Below are 17,737 nucleotides of genomic sequence, written 5' to 3' on the forward strand. Positions count from 1 at the left end.
CACCGTAAAAGCTCCAGTTCGGTAGAGATCAAGCCCGGATCTCAGCAGGCGGCGAAGTCGTCCAGCAGCGCCGAGGCGACCTCGACGTCCGGGCTGAGCTGGCGGTCGGACATGTCCGGGTTGAGCTTCGACCCGGCGGTGTCGAAGGCGGCCCGCAGTGACGGGGTCTGGGGAGTGATGCCGCGTAGCCGCAGGGCGCGGACGGCGGCCACGACCTCGCACGCGAGGACGAGGCGGAACGCGCTCAGCGAGCGCAGGGCCTGGGACGCGGACTGGAAGGCGAAGCTCGAGTTCTCCTCCTGGCCGCGCGACACGACGGCGTTGCCGATGCTCGCGGGTTCGGCGAGGGTGCGGACCTCGGCCAGCGCGGAGTTGGCGCTGTACTCGAGGATCATCACGCCCGAACTGCCGGGCACGCCCTCTGCGAGGAACGGGCGCAGGCCGGTGAAGTTCGGCTCGACGAGCGTGGCGAGGCGGGCGGTCGAGATGTGGCCGGTATGCAGCATCGAGAGCCGCAGCCGGTCGAGCGCCTGGCCCAGGTACGCGCTGTGGAACGCGCCGTGGTGGTAGGCGGCGTCGTCCTCCGGGCCGAAGTGGTCGGAGACGATCAGCGGGTTCTCGGCGGCGGCGTTGAACTCGACGTCGAGCACGCGGCCCAGGTCGGTGGCGGCGTCGACGGCCGGGCCGTGGATCTGCGGGAAGCAGCGGTAGCCGAACGGGTCCTGGATGCGCGCGGGCGGGCGTGGTGGTTCGCCGATCAGCCGGCGCATCTCCGCGGCCACCGCCACCTGCCCTGGGTGGGGACGACCGAGGTGGACGCGTTCGTCGTAGGCCTCGGCGGCTCCGTCCACGGCGAGGAACGACAGCGCGGCGACGACGTGCGTGGCTTTGAGGAGCTGGTGGGCGTCCTGCCAGGCCAGGCCTGCCATGCCGATGGTGAGGGCGTTGCTGCTGATCAACGCCAGCGCGTCGCCCGAGTCGAGCTCGATCGGGTCGGGGGTCTGCGTGGAGCCGAGCCAGTAGCGCTCGCCGAGCAGGGTCAGGCCGGTCTCGGCGAGGGCGGTGAGGTCTCCGGTGCCGATGGCGCCGTACTCGTGGACGCCGGGGTAGCAGCTGCTGTTCAGTGCGGCGAGCAGCGCGTCCGCCACGGCTCTGCGCACGCCGGCGCCACCCGCGAGGAGCTGGTTGAGGCGCACGACCATCATGGCGCGCACCTGCTCCTCCGGGAGCATGCCGCCGAGCCCGCCCGCGTGGCTGCGCAGCAGGCGCAGGCCGTGCTCGGCCCAGCCCTCCGTGCTGACGATCTGGTCGCGGTTCGCGCCGACTCCGGTCGTGCGGCCGTACACCTGTCGTCGCACCACAAGGCGCTGGCTGGCACCCCACGACGCTTCGAGGCGTGCGACGCCATCAGCGTGCAGCTCCACCGGCGAGTGGTACCGCGCGACGCGCACCACGTCGTCGGCGCTGAGGGACTGACCGTCCAGCACGACAGGGGAGTCTTCGACCATGGCGCCAATGTGAGCACATAGGGTTCAGAGGTGCTCGTACTGCATGGCCTGTGCACGACCGACGGCGTTCTCGCGCTGTGGGCCGAAGACTCCGGGCTGCCCGCACGCAGTGAGAGCACGCGACGGGACGCACCGCACCCCTTCGCGGCGTCGGCCGAATCACTGGCCGCCGCGCTCGGGCAGGAACCGCGCAAAACGACCACACGGACGTTGCTGCTGCCGTCGTTCGCGTCGGGGCCGATGGCGTCGCCCGAACTGGTGCGCGACCCTCTGGCGGCGGGACGAGCGCAGCGCGGCAAGGTGCAGCTGCGGCAGTGGGGCGTGCCCACGATCCGCCTCGACGGTGCCCCGGAGCGCGGTGCCGAGGTGCGGCTGAGCGACTCCGCGCGGTTCGTGTTCGACGTGGCCGCATTCGCCGCCGACCTGGTCGACCGCGGCCGCGTGCTGCCGTCGATCGCACCCGAGCGGGCCGTCGCGCGGTGGGCACCGGTGCTCTCGGGAACGGACTCGGCGCGGTTCGCGGCCCTGCAGGCCGCGATGCCGCCCGCCTGCCGGTGCGAGCAGATCGTCGGCGACCCGGCGGAACTCGTGCGCGCGGCACTGACGACCGCGGTCGACGAGCAGGTGCGGAGCCGGCTGAGCGGCACGCCTCTCGCCCCGGCACGACGGGGCCAGGCGACGACAGCGGAGTCCTGGCTCGACGCGCTCACCGGCGAGCCCGCGTTCGACGCGGACCCCGTCGAGCTCTACGAACTGCGCGAGCAACTGGACCGCTGGCGCGACAGCGCGGGCAACGAAAGCCCTGTGCGCACCTGCTTCCGGCTGCGCTCGCCGGAGCAGCGCAACGACGACGAGTGGGCCGTCGAGTTCCTCCTGCAGGCAGTGGACGAGCCGAGCGTTCTCGTGCCCGCGCAGCAGGTCTGGTTCGCGGACGACGGTGTCCTGCGGCGCTGGATCCCGGCACCGCAGGAACACCTGCTGGCCGATCTCGGCCGCGCGAGCAAGCTGCACCCCGACCTGGACGAGGCGTTGCGCGGCTCGCACCCCGCCGAGATGGAGGTCAGCGCGGAGGGCGCGTACCGGTTCCTGACCGCCGCGCCGGTGCTGGCACAGGCCGGGTTCGGCGTGCTGCTGCCCTCGTGGTGGCAGCAGACGACGAGGCTGGGCCTCAAACTCACCACGAAGAGCCGCGGCACGGCCGGAACCGTCGCCAAGGAGAGCGAGATCGGCTTGAAGTCCATCGTGGACTACAAGTGGGAGCTCGCCCTCGGCGAGGACACGCTGACCGACGCGGAGCTCGCCGAGCTGGCCAGGGCGAAGGTGCCGCTGGTCAAGGTGCGAGGCCAGTGGGTCCAGGTCGACCAGAAGCGGCTCGCCGCCGGACTCGCGTTCCTCAAACGCGGCGGTGGCCAGATGACCGCCGTCGAGGTCATGCTCCACAGTGGACTTACTGAGGAGGACGAGAGCCTGCCGCTCCCACTGGTGTCCGTCGAGGCGGACGGCTGGCTCGGCGACCTGTTGTCCGGCAAGGCCGACGAGCAGCTCGAACCCGTCGACCCGCCGGAGAACTTCGGCGCGCGGCTGCGTCCGTACCAGCAGCGCGGCCTGGCCTGGCTCGCGTTCCTCGACAAGATCGGCCTGGGCGCGTGCCTGGCCGACGACATGGGGCTGGGCAAGACCGTTCAGCTGCTGGCACTGGAAGCCTTGAACCGCGCCCACGGCAAGAGGCCACCCACGTTGCTGATCTGCCCGATGTCGGTCGTCGGCAACTGGCAACGCGAAGCCGCGCGGTTCACCCCGGACCTCTCGGTGCACGTGCACCACGGCGCGGACCGCCTGAACGGTGACGCGTTGCGCGAAGCCGTGGAGAGCCACGACCTGATCCTCACCACCTACTCCCTGGCCGCCCGCGACGCCGACGCGTTGAGCGAGCTCACCTTCGACCGCGTGGTGCTCGACGAGGCGCAGAACATCAAGAACAGCGCGACCCGCCAGTCCCAGGCGGTGCGCCAGCTCAAGGCACGTCACCGCGTCGCGCTCACGGGCACGCCCGTCGAGAACCGCCTGGCCGAGCTCTGGTCGATCATGGACTTCGCCAATCCCGGTGTGCTGGGCACGGTCAACACGTTCCGCGCCCGCTTCGCCGTGCCGGTCGAACGTCACAACGACCAGGACGCCGCCGCCCGCCTGCGCAAGATCACCAACCCTTTCGTGCTGCGCCGCGTGAAGACCGATCCGCGCATCATCAGCGACCTGCCGGACAAGGTCGAGATGCGCCAGCTCTGCAACCTCACCCCCGAGCAGGCCTCGCTCTACCAGGCCGTCGTCAACGACATGCTCGAGAAGATCGAGGAAGCGGACGAGGGCGTCGAGCGGCGGGGACTCGTGCTCGCGACCATGTCGAAGCTCAAGCAGGTCTGCAACCACCCCGCCCACTTCCTCGGCGACGGCTCCCGCGTCGCCGGCCGCTCCGGCAAACTCGCGCGCCTGGAGGAGGTGCTCGAGGAAGTGCTCGCCGAGGGCGACAAAGCTTTGTGCTTCACGCAGTTCACCGAGTTCGGCAGCATGCTCGTGCCGTACCTGGCCGCGCGCTTCGACACCGAGGTGATGTTCCTGCACGGCGGCACGAACAAGGCGGCCCGCGACCGCATGGTGGAGCGCTTCCAGGACAGCAAGGGCCCATCCCTGTTCCTGTTGTCGCTCAAGGCCGGCGGCACCGGCCTCAACCTCACCGCCGCGAACCACGTGATCCACCTGGACCGCTGGTGGAACCCGGCGGTCGAGGACCAGGCGACCGACCGCGCGTTCCGGATCGGCCAGCGCCGCAACGTGCAGGTGCGCAAGTTCGTGTGCATCGGCACGCTGGAGGAGCGCATCGACGCCATGATCGAGGAGAAGCGCGCCCTGGCCCAGCTGGTGGTCGGCGCCGGTGAGAACTGGCTCACCGACCTGTCCACCGCGCAGTTGCGCGACCTGCTGACGTTGTCCGGGGAGGCCGTCGGTGAGTGAGCACTGGTCCGGCGAAGGGCCCCGGTACGGCAAGACCATCAAGGTGGACAACGGCCTCAAGGCCAAGAGCAGGCGCGGCGACATCGGCGCCACCTGGTGGTCGCGCCGGTTCATCGAGGTGCTGGAGTCGTTCGGCATGGGCGGCCGCCTGACCCGAGGCCGCAACTACGCGCGGCAGGGCCAGGTGCTGTCGTTGTCGCTGTCCACCAGCATGGTCATCGCCCTGGTGCAGGGCTCGCGCCCCACGCCGTACAAGACGCGGATCGCGATCAAGTCGTTCACCGGCCAGGAGTGGCAGCGCATCGAGCACGCGCTGGCCGGCAAGGCCCTGTACGCGGCGAAACTGCTGGCCGGAGAGATGCCCGCGGACATCGAAACGCTGTTCGCCTCGCTGGGCCTGCGGCTCTTCCCCGCGACGCAGCGCGAGCTGACGATGGACTGCAGCTGCCCGGACTGGGAGGTGCCGTGCAAGCACCTCGCCGCCACCTGTTACCTCCTCGCCGAGTCGTTCGACAACGATCCCTTCGAGATCCTCGCCTGGCGTGGCCGCAGCCGTGAGGACCTGCTCGACCGTCTCCGCGCGCTGCGCGGCACCGTGCGTTCCGCCGTGGTCCGTGACGAGGCGCCGCCGCTGACGAGGTGCCTGGACACGTTCTGGCAGCGGCAGACCACGTCGACCCTCCACCTCGGAGACCCCACGGCGGTGGTGCGCACGGACGCGGTACTCGATCAGCTCGACGGTGTGCCGATCACCGTGGGCGAGTCGTCCCTGGCCGGCCTCTTGCGCCCGGCCTACCTGGCGCTGAAGCCCGAGGAGTAGACAGAAGAGCGCTCGGGCGGCGGACCCGTTGGGCGCTGCGCGGTCCGGGCGCGGTGGCTTGGGGGCGCGCGGAGGGCGAGTGGCTCGGGTCTGTCGGTTGCCCTGGGTTCAGTGGACGAGCTTCTGCTTGGAACGGTTGGCCCACAGGGTCACGCCGGCGCCGGCGAGGCCCACCTGCAGAGCCAGTTCGATCCAGTCGATCCCCGCGGTGTCGGCCACGCCCAGGACCGTGGCGGCCGCGGTGCCCAGCAGGGCGGCGACGATGCCCACGAGGACGGTCGCGAGGAGCGACACGTGTTGCCTGCCCGGGATCACCAAGCGGCCCAGGCCGCCGATGACCGCTCCGAAGAGCAGTGCGGTGAACAAGCCGTCGATCTCCACTGCGTACCCCCTGCGACTCTGATGCGTGTCACACCAGAGTCCGCTGGACCGTGAGGTCCGCGAATCAGGTCTTCCCCTGAGTGCCCCCTGAGTTCGCCCCTAGGAGCACGGCGGCTGTCGCGGAGAGTTCGCGGCCCGGCACGTCCGGGTCGCAGCCCACCCTGGCCAGGCGGGCCCGGATGGCCGTGGGGGAGCGCTCCATGGCGTCGGCCAGGGACCTGATCAGTTTCGGGGAGTCGGTCCCGGACGGGGTGAGCCAGGCGGCGCGCAGGTCGGTGTCGAGGGCTTCGGTCCAGGGCTGGTTGGCGTTCGCGTGGCGGGACGGGCGGCTGCGCAGGCGCGAGTGGGCGCCCAGGACCCGCGCGAGGAGCTTGCCGATCGTGACGCCGCCCTCTACCGGCAGGCGCAGGCGGCCGTCCGCGACCACCTCGCCCGAGTCGAGTGAGCCGAGCAGGTCGAGCACCATCGATTCGTCGGAGTCGGTCGTTGCGCTCAGCCGGTAGTTGACCTCGCCGAGCTTGATCTCGTTGTTGAAGGTGGATGTCATGGGATCGACGTTAGGGAGGGGGTCCGACGGTTTTTCCGGGGTGGGGGCGCCTGGGACCGTTGTGATGCGGGGAGTTCACCCGAAGGGGTGGTGGCCACGCCCTAGCCCGAGGTCACGGACTTTCGGGCGGTTCCGATGTCGGCGGCGTCCGCGGCGGCACGCCCCGCACCCCACCCTGCGGCCGACCGCACCGTCACGCGCGAGGTGCGCGTCCGCGTGAACATCTGCTCGAACAGCGTGTCCACGGCCTGCTTGCGGTCCGCGAGCACCGGCAGCAACCGCTCGTCCGAGGCGATCGGGTCGTCCGGGGCAGCGGGTGCGGCCGCCATCGCCTCCAGCCGCTCCCCGATCCGTGACGCGTACGACACCAGGAACGACTTCCGGAACGGTCGCGAGCGCGCCTCGCTGCCCTTGCCGGCCCGCCCGCCGACGGCGACCATCGCCCGTGTCGCCTGCACGAGCAGAGACGTCGAGAGCAGTTCCACGCTCTCCAGGTCGACCTCGTCACCGACGAGAGCGATGAATCCGAAGCTGTCATAAGCCACCGCCCGCGAGCGGAAGGCCTCCGACACGACGTGCACGAGCTGCGACTTCTCCTTGAAGTAGCTCTTGTCGAGCCACATCCGCCGCGACGTCGCCTCCGCCGGCAGGTCCGCGTCGAGCATCGCCCGCTCCAGCGCGTGCCGGTTCATCAGCTCCTGCGCCTTCGCCGACAGCGCCTCCGCCTCCTCGGGGAACGCCGTCGACTCGGCCTTCGCGAGCAGGCCGCGCACCCGGTTGAGCACCTTCGGGTCCAGCCCCGCGCGCACGGCCGACATCAGCACGTCGCCCGGCAACGGCAGGATCTGCGGCAACGAGGGCATCCGTCCGAGGAACTTCAACAGCTCGGCGGCCGTGCGGTTCGCGTACGACAGCGTCTCGATGTGACGCGTCGCCCACGCCTCGATCAGCGGCCCCTCCCACCACACCGAGGCGCCGATCTCCTCCAGCTGTCGCTGCCACCGCGGATGCACCGTCGCCGGAGCATGCGGCGAACAGGACAAAGCGATCACGTCCACCACGAGAGAGGTGGCCGACTCATCGAGTGAACGCGACACCATCTCGCGCACGTCGTACGGCAGCCAGCCGCGCTGCCAGAGCGCATCGACCGCTTTCACCAGTTCCACGCCATGCAGTATGAGACGTCCGCCATGTGCAAAGGACGGGGACCACCTGGTAGACACGGGATGTGATCGAACTCCAGTTCCGCGGCCGGACCGTCGTCCGCGACCACGCGCTGGTGATGGCGATCATCAACCGCACCCCGGACTCGTTCTACGACAAGGGCGCCACCTACGCCGAGGACGTGGCCATGGAGGCCGTGCACCGCGTCGTGGACGAGGGCGCGGACATCGTGGACATCGGCGGTGTGAAGGCCGGCCCCGGCGATCTGGTCGACTCCGGCGAGGAAGTGCGCCGCGTCGTGCCGTTCATCGCCCGCGTGCGCGCCGCCTACCCGGAACTGATCATCAGCAGCGACACCTGGCGCGCGGACGTCGGCCGCCTCGTCTGCGAGGCCGGTGCCGACCTGCTCAACGACACGTGGGCGGGCGCGGACCCGCAGCTGGCCGAGGTCGCCGCGGAGTACGGCGCCGGCTACGTCTGCTCGCACACGGGCGGTGCGGTGCCCCGCACGCGTCCGCATAGGGTTAGTTACCCGAACCTCGTCGCGGACGTCATCGCGGAGACGACGTCGCGAGCGGAGAGGGTGGTCGCACTCGGTGTGCCTCGCAAGAGCGTGCTGATCGACCCCACACACGACTTCGGCAAGAACACATGGCACAGCCTCGCGCTGGTGCGGCACACGGACGAGCTGGTGGCGACCGGGTGGCCCGTGCTGATGGCTCTGTCCAACAAGGACTTCGTCGGGGAGACCCTCGGCGTGGAACTGCACGAGCGCGTCGAGGGCACCCTCGTCGCGACCGTGATCGCGGCGTTGGCGGGCGCCGCGGTCTTTCGCGCGCACGAGGTGGCGCGCACCAGACGAGTACTCGAGTCCGTCGCTCGACTCTGAGCTGGAGGTATCAGGTGGACGACGTCTTCGCCCGGTTTTCGGATGACCGGTGGGACGACTTCCTCGACGAACTCGACAAGATCCGCGTGAGCGTGGTGGATCCTGCGGAACGACAGCAGATGAAGGTCACCGCACGCCGCGACGCACGAGAGGCGGGCACTCAGCCGTTGCTCGTGCGGATGGCCCTCGCGGACCACTACCTGAACCTGCTCGCCATCGGCGTGTGGGCGGGCGACGAGAGCTGGCGTGCCGATCTGCGCGACCTGGTCATCTCTCTCGTGCCCGCGGACGACGAGTCACGTGACGACGCACTGCTGAGCTCGGTCATCGCCGTGGTGCTCGCACAGCTGCTGCAGGACGCACGCTTGCGTGGCGGTTCCGAGGCCGATGTCATCGCACGATCGGCGTGGGAGAAGGCCCAGGAGTGGGCTGCCTACGCGGAGGACCGTCACGTGGAACGGCTCCTGTACGCCTCCACATCGGGCGGTGCGCGCGTCGTGACGGCCTCGGAGGTGCAGGAGGTCATCGAGCTCGCCACGGCCGCAGCGGACGACCAGCACGCCGAAACGATCGCCGCTCTGGAGACGGAAGGCTTCACCGCGGAGTTCATGAACGGTGTGTGGGTGGTGGAGGGCGAGTTCCGCAACGCGGTGCGGGCTGCTGCGCGCGCGATCACGCTCACGGGCCACGGCTGCGTCCTCGCGCGCAACATCCGGTCATCGGCCGTGATGCTGTGGCACGAGAACACGCTCGCCATGGCGGACTCGAAGGTGCCGCGCTGGCGCGTCTACCCGATCCTCGCGCCCGTTACGCCGCAATCGAAGTTTTCAGGCGGTGAAGGCCTGCCGTTCACCCGCGAGACGCACCCGTTGGCACCCGCTCCGGAAGTCGTGCGCCGGTTGGCGGACGCCGTTGGCGTCAACCTGTCCCATCTGCTGGCTGCATTGCGGTGAAAGGGTGATCTTTGACTTTCCGCAACCTCGACTCGTTATCTTGGTGTCATGCCCAGATTTGCCGAGTTCGATGTGGAAGGCCTGCGGAAATCCAGCGCCGTAGCGGACTTTCCCTGGTCAGAGACGTGGGTCACGTTGATCCGCGTCGATGCCAAGGGAGTTGTCCGGCAAGCCAAGTCGTTGACGGAGAAAGTTTCTTTGCTGACCGTCGCGTCGGACAAGGACCTCGTCATCGCGTCCTGTCCCGAGATTTACGCGGTCGACGACCTGTCGGCCGCCCGTGCCGCCGTCAGGGCTTCGGTCGCACGCGAAATGATCCCAAGCCTCGGATGAACGACTCCCTCCACTCGGGCTCAGCGGCGAGCACGAGTTCAGGGAAACGCCGGAGGAGCGTTCCGAACGCGATCTCACCCTCGATGCGAGCCAGCCGCGCCCCCACGCAGTAGTGGACCCCGTAACCGAACGCGACGTGTGGGTCTCGGCCCAGCTGCAGCACGTCCGGCTCCGGATACCGGGACGGATCCCGGTTCGCCGCTCCTAGTGAGACGGCGACCTGTGGAGATCTCGGAATCGTGACCCCTCCGATCACCACGTCGGAAGTGGCGACACGACCCACCCCCATGGCCAGTGGACCGTCGAGGCGCAGGAACTCCTCGACGGCCTCCGGAATCATGATCGGATCGCCGGCCAGCGACCGGCACATGGCTGGGTCGCGCAGCAGGGCGAGCAGGCCGTTGCCGATGAGCTGAACAGTCGTCTCGTGGCCCGCTGTGATGAGCAACACGAGGTTCATCACCAGGTTCGGTTCGTCGCGAAGCTCGGTGATGACGTCGTCACCGGGCTCCTTGATGGCGACGAGGCGCTCCACGTACGCGGCGAACCTGCCGAAGGCCTCGGCCATGGTCGCGGGTGTGAGCAGCTCCGAGGACAGGTTCCGGACCTCGTCTCTGTCCTCTTCGGGCACACCTAGGAGTTCACAGATGACGGTGATCGGCAGCGGGTAGGCGAACGTCTCGTCGCACCATGCACGCGATGAACCTCGGATGGGGACTCGGGCGCACCGAGGAAGCCGCAGAAATGATCATCATGCCGGTGGCGCGGGCCGTGTTCCTGTTCTTCGCCGGCAAGTACGACGACGCTCGTGCGCTGCTCTCGCCCGCGGATCCGGGTGAGGCGGCGATCCTCGCGATGATCGACGTGGTGCAGGGCCGCTACACAGGTTCGTTCCCGGTGGTCCCGCCGAACCCCGAGGTGGGGCTGGGCGCCGAGATGAACTTGTTCTCCGAGGTGTTCGTGTACTCCATGCACGGTGAACTGGCCCGTGCGGAACGTCTTGCCGTGCAAGCGCATCGCGAGAAGGCCGAGTGGGACTCCATGCGGTCGATCTGGGCCGTGTCGTGCGCAGGCTTGGCACGAGCTGGTGGCCGGCTGCTCGAAGCACGGCGCTTGCTGCGAGAGGCACGGCCCACGCAGCCGTTCGTGCGGCTCTGCGAACTCGCCCACGTGGAGGCCTTGCTGGGCAACGACGCGCGTGCGCTGCTCGCCGAAGCGGAAGCGCTGGCGCCGCCGGGAATGCGCCCGTACGGCATCGGGCTGTGGCAGGCGCGGATCTGGGCGGGCGGGACGTCGCCGTTCGAGGCGGCCGAGGACGCCAGGACGCACTGCGAGTTCGCCGCCGAGGCGATCTTCCTGCACGAGGCGGTGCGGCTCGGACACGCTTCCGAAGCCCTGGAACGGCTGCGGGAGCTCGCCGCCACGACGACCGGACTGCTGGTCCCGGTGTACGCGGCGCACGCGGAAGCGTTGGTGCGCAACGACTCCACGGCGCTGGAGGAGGTCCGCGCGGTTCGAGGAAGCCGGATACCTGCTGTACGCGGCGGAAGCCGCCGCCGAGTCGGGCAACCGCGCGCTGGCCGGCCGGCTGATCGCCCTGTGCGAGGGAGCGCGAACGCCGGCGCTCGCCCGGATGACGTTGGCGCCGCTCACCAAGCGGGAACGCGAGATCGCCGTGCTGGCCGCACGGGGACTCACGAACAAGGAGATCGCCGCCTCGCTGGTGATCTCCGTGCGGACCGTCGACAACCACCTGTCCAGCACGTACGCGAAGCTCGGGATCACGACCCGCGGCGAACTCGCGCTGGTCCTTGGGGACCGGGGATAACGCTCGGTGTGGTCGCCGCCGCTCAGGTCTTCGGCATCGAGTTCGGGAGCTAGTCGTCGGCCGTGAGGCTGTGTCCGTCCCACGTGAAGCGCACGGTCGTGACGGCGTCGTCCCCGTCCGTGCCGGTCGTGAGCTGGTGGATGGCGATGCCGGTCAGCTCCCGGTAGTCGCACCACTCGTGGTCCGACGTGAGCACCAGGTCAAGGTCGAAGTTGACCAGCAGTTCCAGCAGCTGGCCGCGGTTGGTGGCGTCGACGCCGACGAAGACCTCGTCCAGCAGGATCAGGCGGGGTGCGGTCGGGGTGGCGTGGTAGTGCGCGGCCGCCGCCGCGAACAGCGGGAGGTGCAGCACGATGGCCTTTTCGCCCCCGGACAACGCGCCGTGCACGCGTTTGGTGACCGGCACCCAGCCTTCGCCTCGGTCCACCTTTACGACGAACTGGTGCCACGTCGTGTAGTCGAGCACCTGGGCTAGTTGTTGTTCCCAGCCCGTGGCGGAGTCGTGCGCGCGTGCTTCTTCCACGCGCTCGCGGAAGAACTGGTGCAGTGACGCGCGTTCGTCGTCGTTCAGGTCTGAGCGCAGCAGGAGGTCGCGGGCCTCTCGGGTGCCCGGTGGCAGCTGGGGATCGACCTGCCAGTCGAGTTGTACGCGGATGCCGGAGGCGGTCTGGACGCGCTCCAGGCGCTGGTTCATGGTGCCGACGAGCTCGGAGGCGCCCTGGATGCGCTGGGCGATGTGCCTTCGGGTGTCGCCGGTCAGGGTCTGGTCGAAGAGGTCTCGTTCGCCGTCCGTGATGTGCGTGCGCACGCGGTCGCGTTCGGCCTGCAGTGCTTGAAGCAGGGCGTGCGCGCCCATGCGCGCGCCGTCCAGCGTCGCGGTCAGCACGGTGACGTCGTCGTCAGGGTCGAGCGACAGGTCGATGCGTCCGGCCAGCTGGTGCTGTGCCTGGTGCACGGCGGCACCGAGACGGGACTCGGAGTCGCGGATCAGGCGCGGGTCCACCGGTTCGTCGGGCACCTCACCGGCGTCGGCGGGCAGGTGGCCGCTGGTCAGGTGCCGGTAGCGCGCTTCGGCCGCCTCGTGCACGACGGTGGCTTCCGCGGCGCGTGCGGTGTCGATCTTGCGCTTTTCCTCCAACGTGCCGAGCGTGCGCGCTAGGCCCGTCTGCTTGTCCTGCAGCAGCTCGCGTTCCTCGGCGAGTGCGCGAGCCTTGGCGCGCAACGTGATGAGCTGCTGGTCCAGAGCCTGGAACTCGGAGCCCGCCGCACGTTCGACGGTCTCCAGCGTGATGGCCAGGTCGGCGGCCTCCTGCTGACGTGCGGCCGTCGTCTCCTCGGCCTCGTCGGCCAGCGCGCCGCTCGTCGAGGCACGGCTGCCGGCCTCGACCGACAGCGCCTCGGTGGTGAACGCGTCGTGGCGGTCGTCCAGCCAGCGGTGCGCCGCGGTGGCGAACGCGGCCAGCGCGTCCGCGTCCGGGACCTCGGTGGTGGCGGGGTGCTGGGCGACGACGGCCTCGGCGTCCGCCACCCGCTGGGCCGCGGCCGCGACGGCGTCCTTCCTCGCCGCGCACCGCAGCTGCGCCTTCGTCCGCTGCTCCTCGGCGATCTCGATCGGGTCGTTCGAGGGTTGCCTGGCCATCTCACCGGCGAGCGTCGCGCGGCGCACGGCGATCTGGTTCAGCGCGGCGTCCACACCGGACAGATCGGTGGCGAGCTGCTCGATCAGGCCGGTCAGCTCGGCGATCCGGCCCGCGCGGGCCCGTTTGCGGGCGTCCGCACCGATGTAGGTGGGGAAGTCCTTGGTCCAGCGGCCGTGCGCGTTGGCCAGGCGCCACGTCCCGTCCGCGCCGATCGCGACGGCGTGACCGGTGGCGGTGTCGCCGAACGCGACACCCTCCAGGAACTGGCGGCAGCGCTCGTCGTCGGTGACGAGCACCTCCAGCAACGTGTAGCCGGGAGCGGGAGGTGCCAGCGACGGTTCGGCGAAACGGTCCCGGTCGGTCGTGCCGAACGAGTTGTCCGGCGTGATCCACGCGTCGAGCAGGCCTGATGCCTCCAGCGCCGCCTCGACCGCGCCACGCACGGGCAGTGGCGTGCCAGGGCGGAAGTCGACCAGACGCCACAGAGGGGCGCCCGCGGCGTGAGAGCGGTACTCGTCGTCACGCGTGTACGGCGCGGGCGGCGGTACGTCGACCTGATTGGCGAGCTTTTCGCGGATGGAGTTGTACTGCGAGAGCTGGCCGTTCAACGCCGTGCGCGTCTCTTCCAGCCGCGCCTCGATGCGGCTGAACTCCTCGCGAGCGCGTGCGGCGGCCTCGACGACCTCGCCGTACTCGGAGACGTTCAGTTCGGAACAGCCGTGCGCCCACGTGTCGAAGTCCGCCCGGAACTTCGCAAACGCCTGCTCGAACGTCCGCTGCGCCGCGGCTTCCGCTTCCGTGGCGAGGTCGAGCTCGTCACGCGTCTCCTCGAGCCGTTGGCGTGCGGCATTCCGTGCGTCGACGGCTTTCTCGTGCGCGGCGACGGCGCGGCTGATCGAGTTGATCTCGGTGGACCGCGACTCGATGGCCGCGGTGAGCAGCTGACGGCCCGACCGCGCGTCGGCGTGCGTCTCGATCTCCTCGAACACCGACGGCATGCCCGCGTGCTCGGCGGCTTCCCGTGCGATCACTGCGGAGCGTCGGAGCTCATCGGCGCGTGCGGCCGCATCGGACTTGGCCTGCTCCGCCCGTTCCTCGTCGGCAACGGCACGTGCACGGAGCTTCACGGCGTGCGCGATGGCCTCCGCAGCGCGCTGGTTCGCCGCGGAAAGCTGCTGCCGCAACAGGTCGAGCTGCTTGCCCTCCTGGTACGCGGGCAGGTCGGAGATGCCGGAGATCTCGGCGTCGACCGCGCTCGCCTCACGTCCCAGCGCCGCGAGCTGCTCGAACGCCTCGTCGGTCAGCGTGATCTGCCGCTGGTAGCGGTGTTCGCTCATCCGCGCGGCCCGCGTCAGGTTCTCGAGCTGCTCGGTCGCCGACTCCAGCGTCCGCGCGGCCACTCCGAGAACGCGCTGGGAGTAGACGCGCTGCACGTCCGCGAGCCGTTCGGCGGTGGAGATCTCCTCGTCGAGCCGCCGCAGTTCCTCGCGCTGGCGGTCGAGCCGTTCGAACCCCTCGGCTATCTCGGTCAGATCGGACTGGTCCAGCGGCGGAAGTGCCTTGGACAGCAACGAGGACAGCACGCTCGGGTCGAGCCGCTCGGACAGCTTCGGCGTGCGCAGCTGCAGCAGCGCGGTGATCAGCGAGTCGTACCGTTGCTCGCTCACGCCGGGGAACAACGTCGTCCGCACCGTGTGGCGATAGTCGGCCGGTGAGGCGTGTACGACGCCATGATCGCCGATCGCGGCGATGAGATCGGTCTTGGTCAACGGGCGCCCGGCCTCGTTCACCAGCGCCAGGTCACCGATCCTGAGCGACGTCGTGAAGTACGTGGCGGTGACGTTCGTCGTGTTCGTGGTGGCCTGGAGCCGCGCACCGCACGTGAACCACTGCTCGCCGTGCTGGAACTCCAGCCACACGTACCCGACGCGCGTGCTGCCCTGGTTGCCCTCGCCCATGAGGTTCCAGTGCATCGTGCGGTCCGCGCTGCCGAACGTCGACAGGCGGTGCGGACGCAGGTTCGCGTCGAACAGGTACGGCAGCAGCAGCTCGAGCGCCTTCGACTTGCCCGTGCCGTTGGGACCTCTGAGCAGCAGTCTGCCCTGGTAGAACGAGAAGATCTCGTCGTAGTAGCGCCAGACGTTGATGATGCCGGCGCGGCTCGGTTGCCACCGGTCAGTCATTGAGCTCCTCGACCGCGTACCTGGCTGCGGCGGGCAGCCTGTGAACGGTGCCGTTGTCCGTGCGCGCGAGCCCGAACGCCGCCAGCAGTTCGAGCGCGTCCGCCGCGAGCCTGCCCGCGCCACCGTCCGACTGGTAGGCCTTCGCCCAGGTGCGGAACTTCGTGAGCAGCTCGCGTACTTCCTCGACCAGGTCCTCCGTGGTGGCCGGACCCTGTGCCAACCGGTCGAGCAACAACAACGCGGCGACCTTCGCGTGGTTGTCGTCGTCCGGGAACCTCGTGTCCGTGGCGATCGCGTCGGCGTCGACCACGAGATAGCCCTCGGCGCGTTCCTCCAGCGTGCACCCGGCGAGCCGGATGCCCGTCTGGACGACCTTGCGCCCGGCGGGGGACGTCAGGAACCCGAGCTGGCTCGCGTTCAGTTCTTCCCTGTACAGCACGGGATCGTCGATGAGCCTGCGCATCACGGAGTGCCGTTGCCACAGGCTGCGGTGCGCGGTGTCGTAGCGGGTCTCGCGGGTCAGGCCGGCGATCGTGTCCACTGTGGAGGGCGGCACCGGCGCGGCCAGCAGACGAGTGATGAGCGTCGGGTCCGCGCGGACGTGTTCGCCGGTCTCGACGGCGCCCTGGTCCTCGAGGAACGTCAGGACGTCGTTGAACGCGTTGCGGTCGCTGCGTCTGGCCGGGTCGAACTGGATGCCGTCCTCGGCGGCGGCGTGCTTCGTGCGGGTGGTCAGCTCGTCGAGCGAGCTCACCGGCGCCGCCAGCAGTTCCGCGCACATTAGGCACAGCAGCGTGTAGCGCCGCCGGTCGAACGCCGGCCGCGTGCGGTCGGGCCGTTGCGTCACCTTGAAGAGGCGCGCGTAGCCGGCGCGCGGCTCGACGATCACGCGCCAGCCGCAGTAGTAGTCGAACCACTTCGTGATCGGTTCGCGGCGCCTTCGGATGAGGTCGAAGCCGTCGTGGTCCTGCGTCGCGGTCAGCAACGGACGCGCGAGCAGCAGACGAACGCCACGCGCCACCTCTTCGCTCTCCAGCCGTGCGAGCTGGTTTCCCGTGCGGCTCATCGGCTCTGCACGTCGATCACGTAGTCGGGCCCGCTCAGCGTGCCCTTCTGGGTGGTCATGGTCGCCCAGCCGCGCGCGTTGCGCAGGTTGATCTGCATCCGCCCGTCGCTGGTGCCGGCCGTGCGCGTGCCGGTGCTGTCCGGATCGCTGCCCAGCGCCCTGCCGACCAGGTCGATCAGGCGGTGGAACGTGTCGTGGTCGAGGTTGGTCAGCGTGGAGATCCGGATCGCGCCGTCGGTCTGGATCTGCGACCACGCGTACTCGAGCTCGGCGCGTTCCCTCTCCGCCTGCTCACGGCGGTTGCGGCGCACCTCGTCGACGTTGCGGACCTTGCCGGTGGCACCGATGTGCTCCTGCTTCCCGGTCGCGCGCAGCTGCGGCGACACGGGCACCGGCGGCGTGTTGTGCCACGCCTCGCCGCTCGGCAACAGCTCACCGTCGGCGTGTGCGAGGTGCGCGTGCCGCGCAGGCCACAGCCCGAACGCGGCGTTGAACAGCTCGTGCGCCTCGTCCTCGGTCTCGGTCCGCGCGAACCACCGCGCGAGCGCCCTGAAGTCGGCCGCGGTGTTCGTGGGCTTCTTGCGCTGCTCGCTGATCCGGTCGAGCACCCGCAGCAACTGCACGATCGCCTTGCGCGACACGTCCTGCAGCTCCTCGACGCGCGGCGGGTTGTCGCAGAACCAGCTGCGGAGGCTGCTCCAGTGCTCTTTCCGTTGCTGCAGCCACTGGCCGGGGACGAGCCCGGCACCGTTGCGCGCGCGTTCGTGCAGCTCGGCGGAGTCGATGGCGCTGACGGCCTCGCGGATCTTCTGCTTGCGGGCGTCCAGTTCCGCGATGAAGTCACGCAGGTACGTCACCGTCGTGCGCTTGACGTCCTGGAACGTGGCCAGGTCGGCCTGGTCGTCCCTCAGCAGCCTTTGCAGGTCGGCGTTGAACCGCGTGGTGCCCGTCTTGAAGGCTTCGAGATGGCCTTCGAGCTGCGTGAGCGTGGTGAACGCCTGGCGATCGTCCAGCGGCTTCCGCAGTTCGTCGAGGTGGTCCGCGATGGCGTCGAGCACGACGGTCTGCAGCGCACCATCGGTCGTGAGCGTGTGGACGGCGTGCCGGACGCCGGCGTACGCGGCCTCGCCGAACCGGGTGAGGCCGTACCGGTGCTGCGACGCGTCGAGCAGGCCCCACCCACGCAGAGCAGTGAGGGACGCGGTGAGCTCCTCGTCCGTCACCTGCTCGGACCAGCCGACGCTCCGCAGCCGTTGCTGCACGTCATCGGCGGTGAGGACGGTCTGCAGGCACTCGTTCGCCACCCCGAACACGCGCATCACCGCAGTGTGCAGCTCCGCCTGGTCGGTCGTGGTGAAGCGGAACAGGTCCGCGGGCACCGGTGGAAACGTCGTCACCTGTGCCACCGTAGCTGGC

At 69.7% G+C, this 17,737-nt stretch carries 15 protein-coding genes; 6 read left to right on the forward strand and 9 right to left on the reverse strand.

The features are described from left to right. Positions 1-41 precede the first annotated feature (41 nt). Positions 42-1,508, reverse strand: a complete 1,467-nt coding sequence (locus LX88_RS18045) for an aromatic amino acid ammonia-lyase (protein WP_258948937.1) — start codon at positions 1,506-1,508, stop codon at positions 42-44. A 30-nt stretch (positions 1,509-1,538) separates the two neighbouring features. Between LX88_RS18045 and LX88_RS18050 the strand changes: the two genes are divergently transcribed. Then, entirely contained in the window at positions 1,539-4,517 is a 2,979-nt protein-coding gene (locus LX88_RS18050; RefSeq protein ID WP_258948938.1) for a DEAD/DEAH box helicase, read from the forward strand. Next, on the forward strand, positions 4,510-5,337 hold the full coding sequence (locus LX88_RS44305; protein ID WP_258948939.1) for an SWIM zinc finger family protein: 828 nt from the start codon (positions 4,510-4,512) through the stop codon (positions 5,335-5,337). Before LX88_RS18050 ends, LX88_RS44305 begins: the two co-directional genes overlap by 8 nt. A 108-nt stretch (positions 5,338-5,445) precedes the next feature. Here LX88_RS44305 and LX88_RS18060 read toward each other — a convergent pair whose 3' ends face one another. The 3 genes from LX88_RS18060 to LX88_RS43725 all read right to left on the reverse strand — a co-directional run bounded on the left by LX88_RS18060 (position 5,446) and on the right by LX88_RS43725 (position 7,431). Beyond that, positions 5,446-5,718, reverse strand: a complete 273-nt coding sequence (locus tag LX88_RS18060; RefSeq protein ID WP_258948940.1) for a GlsB/YeaQ/YmgE family stress response membrane protein — start codon at positions 5,716-5,718, stop codon at positions 5,446-5,448. 64 nt (positions 5,719-5,782) lie between these two features. Beyond that, entirely contained in the window at positions 5,783-6,265 is a 483-nt protein-coding gene (locus tag LX88_RS18065) for a hypothetical protein (RefSeq protein ID WP_258948941.1), read from the reverse strand. Between the two features lie 101 nt (positions 6,266-6,366). Next, the gene (locus tag LX88_RS43725; RefSeq protein ID WP_307790508.1) at positions 6,367-7,431 is read right to left on the reverse strand and encodes a DUF2786 domain-containing protein; all 1,065 of its coding nucleotides are present in this window, start codon (positions 7,429-7,431) and stop codon (positions 6,367-6,369) included. 62 nt (positions 7,432-7,493) lie between these two features. On the opposite strand from LX88_RS43725, the gene folP reads away from it, so the two are divergent. The 3 genes from folP to LX88_RS18085 are packed head-to-tail and all read left to right on the forward strand — an operon-like array spanning position 7,494 to position 9,604. Then, on the forward strand, positions 7,494-8,318 hold the full coding sequence (gene folP / locus LX88_RS18075) for a dihydropteroate synthase (RefSeq protein ID WP_258948942.1): 825 nt from the start codon (positions 7,494-7,496) through the stop codon (positions 8,316-8,318). A 14-nt stretch (positions 8,319-8,332) separates the two neighbouring features. Beyond that, a complete protein-coding gene (locus LX88_RS18080) occupies positions 8,333-9,271 on the forward strand; it encodes a hypothetical protein (RefSeq protein WP_258948943.1) in 939 nt (312 codons plus the stop codon). Between the two features lie 48 nt (positions 9,272-9,319). Further along, a complete protein-coding gene (locus LX88_RS18085; protein WP_084401906.1) occupies positions 9,320-9,604 on the forward strand; it encodes a hypothetical protein in 285 nt (94 codons plus the stop codon). Here the strand turns inward: LX88_RS18085 and LX88_RS18090 are convergent. Both LX88_RS18090 and LX88_RS18095 read right to left on the reverse strand, forming a co-directional pair. Continuing rightward, positions 9,561-10,235 carry a cytochrome P450 gene (locus LX88_RS18090; RefSeq protein ID WP_258948944.1) on the reverse strand — a complete coding sequence of 225 codons (675 nt, stop codon included), beginning with the start codon at positions 10,233-10,235 and terminating at the stop codon, positions 9,561-9,563. The two genes, LX88_RS18085 and LX88_RS18090, sit on opposite strands and share 44 nt — an antisense overlap. Positions 10,236-10,482: 247 nt before the next feature. Further along, positions 10,483-11,094: a hypothetical protein gene (locus LX88_RS18095; protein WP_258948945.1), complete on the reverse strand. Its 612-nt coding sequence runs from the start codon at positions 11,092-11,094 to the stop codon at positions 10,483-10,485. Positions 11,095-11,237: 143 nt separating this feature from the next. Between LX88_RS18095 and LX88_RS18100 the strand changes: the two genes are divergently transcribed. Next, the gene (locus tag LX88_RS18100) at positions 11,238-11,432 is read left to right on the forward strand and encodes a response regulator transcription factor (RefSeq protein WP_258948946.1); all 195 of its coding nucleotides are present in this window, start codon (positions 11,238-11,240) and stop codon (positions 11,430-11,432) included. A 49-nt stretch (positions 11,433-11,481) separates the two neighbouring features. On the opposite strand, the gene LX88_RS18105 is transcribed toward LX88_RS18100, so the two are convergent. From LX88_RS18105 to LX88_RS18115, 3 genes are read right to left on the reverse strand one after another with little or no spacing between them, the layout of a single operon-like run. Then, positions 11,482-15,255, reverse strand: a complete 3,774-nt coding sequence (locus tag LX88_RS18105) for a TIGR02680 family protein (protein WP_258948947.1) — start codon at positions 15,253-15,255, stop codon at positions 11,482-11,484. Continuing rightward, positions 15,248-16,321, reverse strand: coding sequence for a TIGR02678 family protein (locus LX88_RS18110; RefSeq protein ID WP_258948948.1), 1,074 nt, complete (start codon positions 16,319-16,321; stop codon positions 15,248-15,250). The genes LX88_RS18105 and LX88_RS18110 overlap by 8 nt, the downstream gene beginning before the upstream one ends. Next, positions 16,318-17,718 carry a TIGR02677 family protein gene (locus LX88_RS18115; RefSeq protein ID WP_258948949.1) on the reverse strand — a complete coding sequence of 467 codons (1,401 nt, stop codon included), beginning with the start codon at positions 17,716-17,718 and terminating at the stop codon, positions 16,318-16,320. The genes LX88_RS18110 and LX88_RS18115 overlap by 4 nt, the downstream gene beginning before the upstream one ends. Positions 17,719-17,737: the final 19 nt, after the last annotated feature.

This window comes from Lentzea californiensis, from assembly GCF_024648825.1.
Taxonomy (GTDB): domain Bacteria; phylum Actinomycetota; class Actinomycetes; order Mycobacteriales; family Pseudonocardiaceae; genus Lentzea; species Lentzea californiensis.

Excerpts from the sequence above, each read along its gene's own strand:
- LX88_RS18045 (WP_258948937.1), bottom strand. The coding sequence starts at position 1,508 with ATGGTCGAAGACTCCCCTGTCGTGCTGGACGGTCAGTCCCTCAGCGCC.
- LX88_RS18065 (WP_258948941.1), bottom strand. The coding sequence starts at position 6,265 with ATGACATCCACCTTCAACAACGAGATCAAGCTCGGCGAGGTCAACTAC.
- LX88_RS18085 (WP_084401906.1), top strand. The coding sequence starts at position 9,320 with ATGCCCAGATTTGCCGAGTTCGATGTGGAAGGCCTGCGGAAATCCAGC.
- LX88_RS18100 (WP_258948946.1), top strand. The coding sequence starts at position 11,238 with ATGACGTTGGCGCCGCTCACCAAGCGGGAACGCGAGATCGCCGTGCTG.
- LX88_RS18105 (WP_258948947.1), bottom strand. The coding sequence starts at position 15,255 with ATGACTGACCGGTGGCAACCGAGCCGCGCCGGCATCATCAACGTCTGG.
- LX88_RS18110 (WP_258948948.1), bottom strand. The coding sequence starts at position 16,321 with ATGAGCCGCACGGGAAACCAGCTCGCACGGCTGGAGAGCGAAGAGGTG.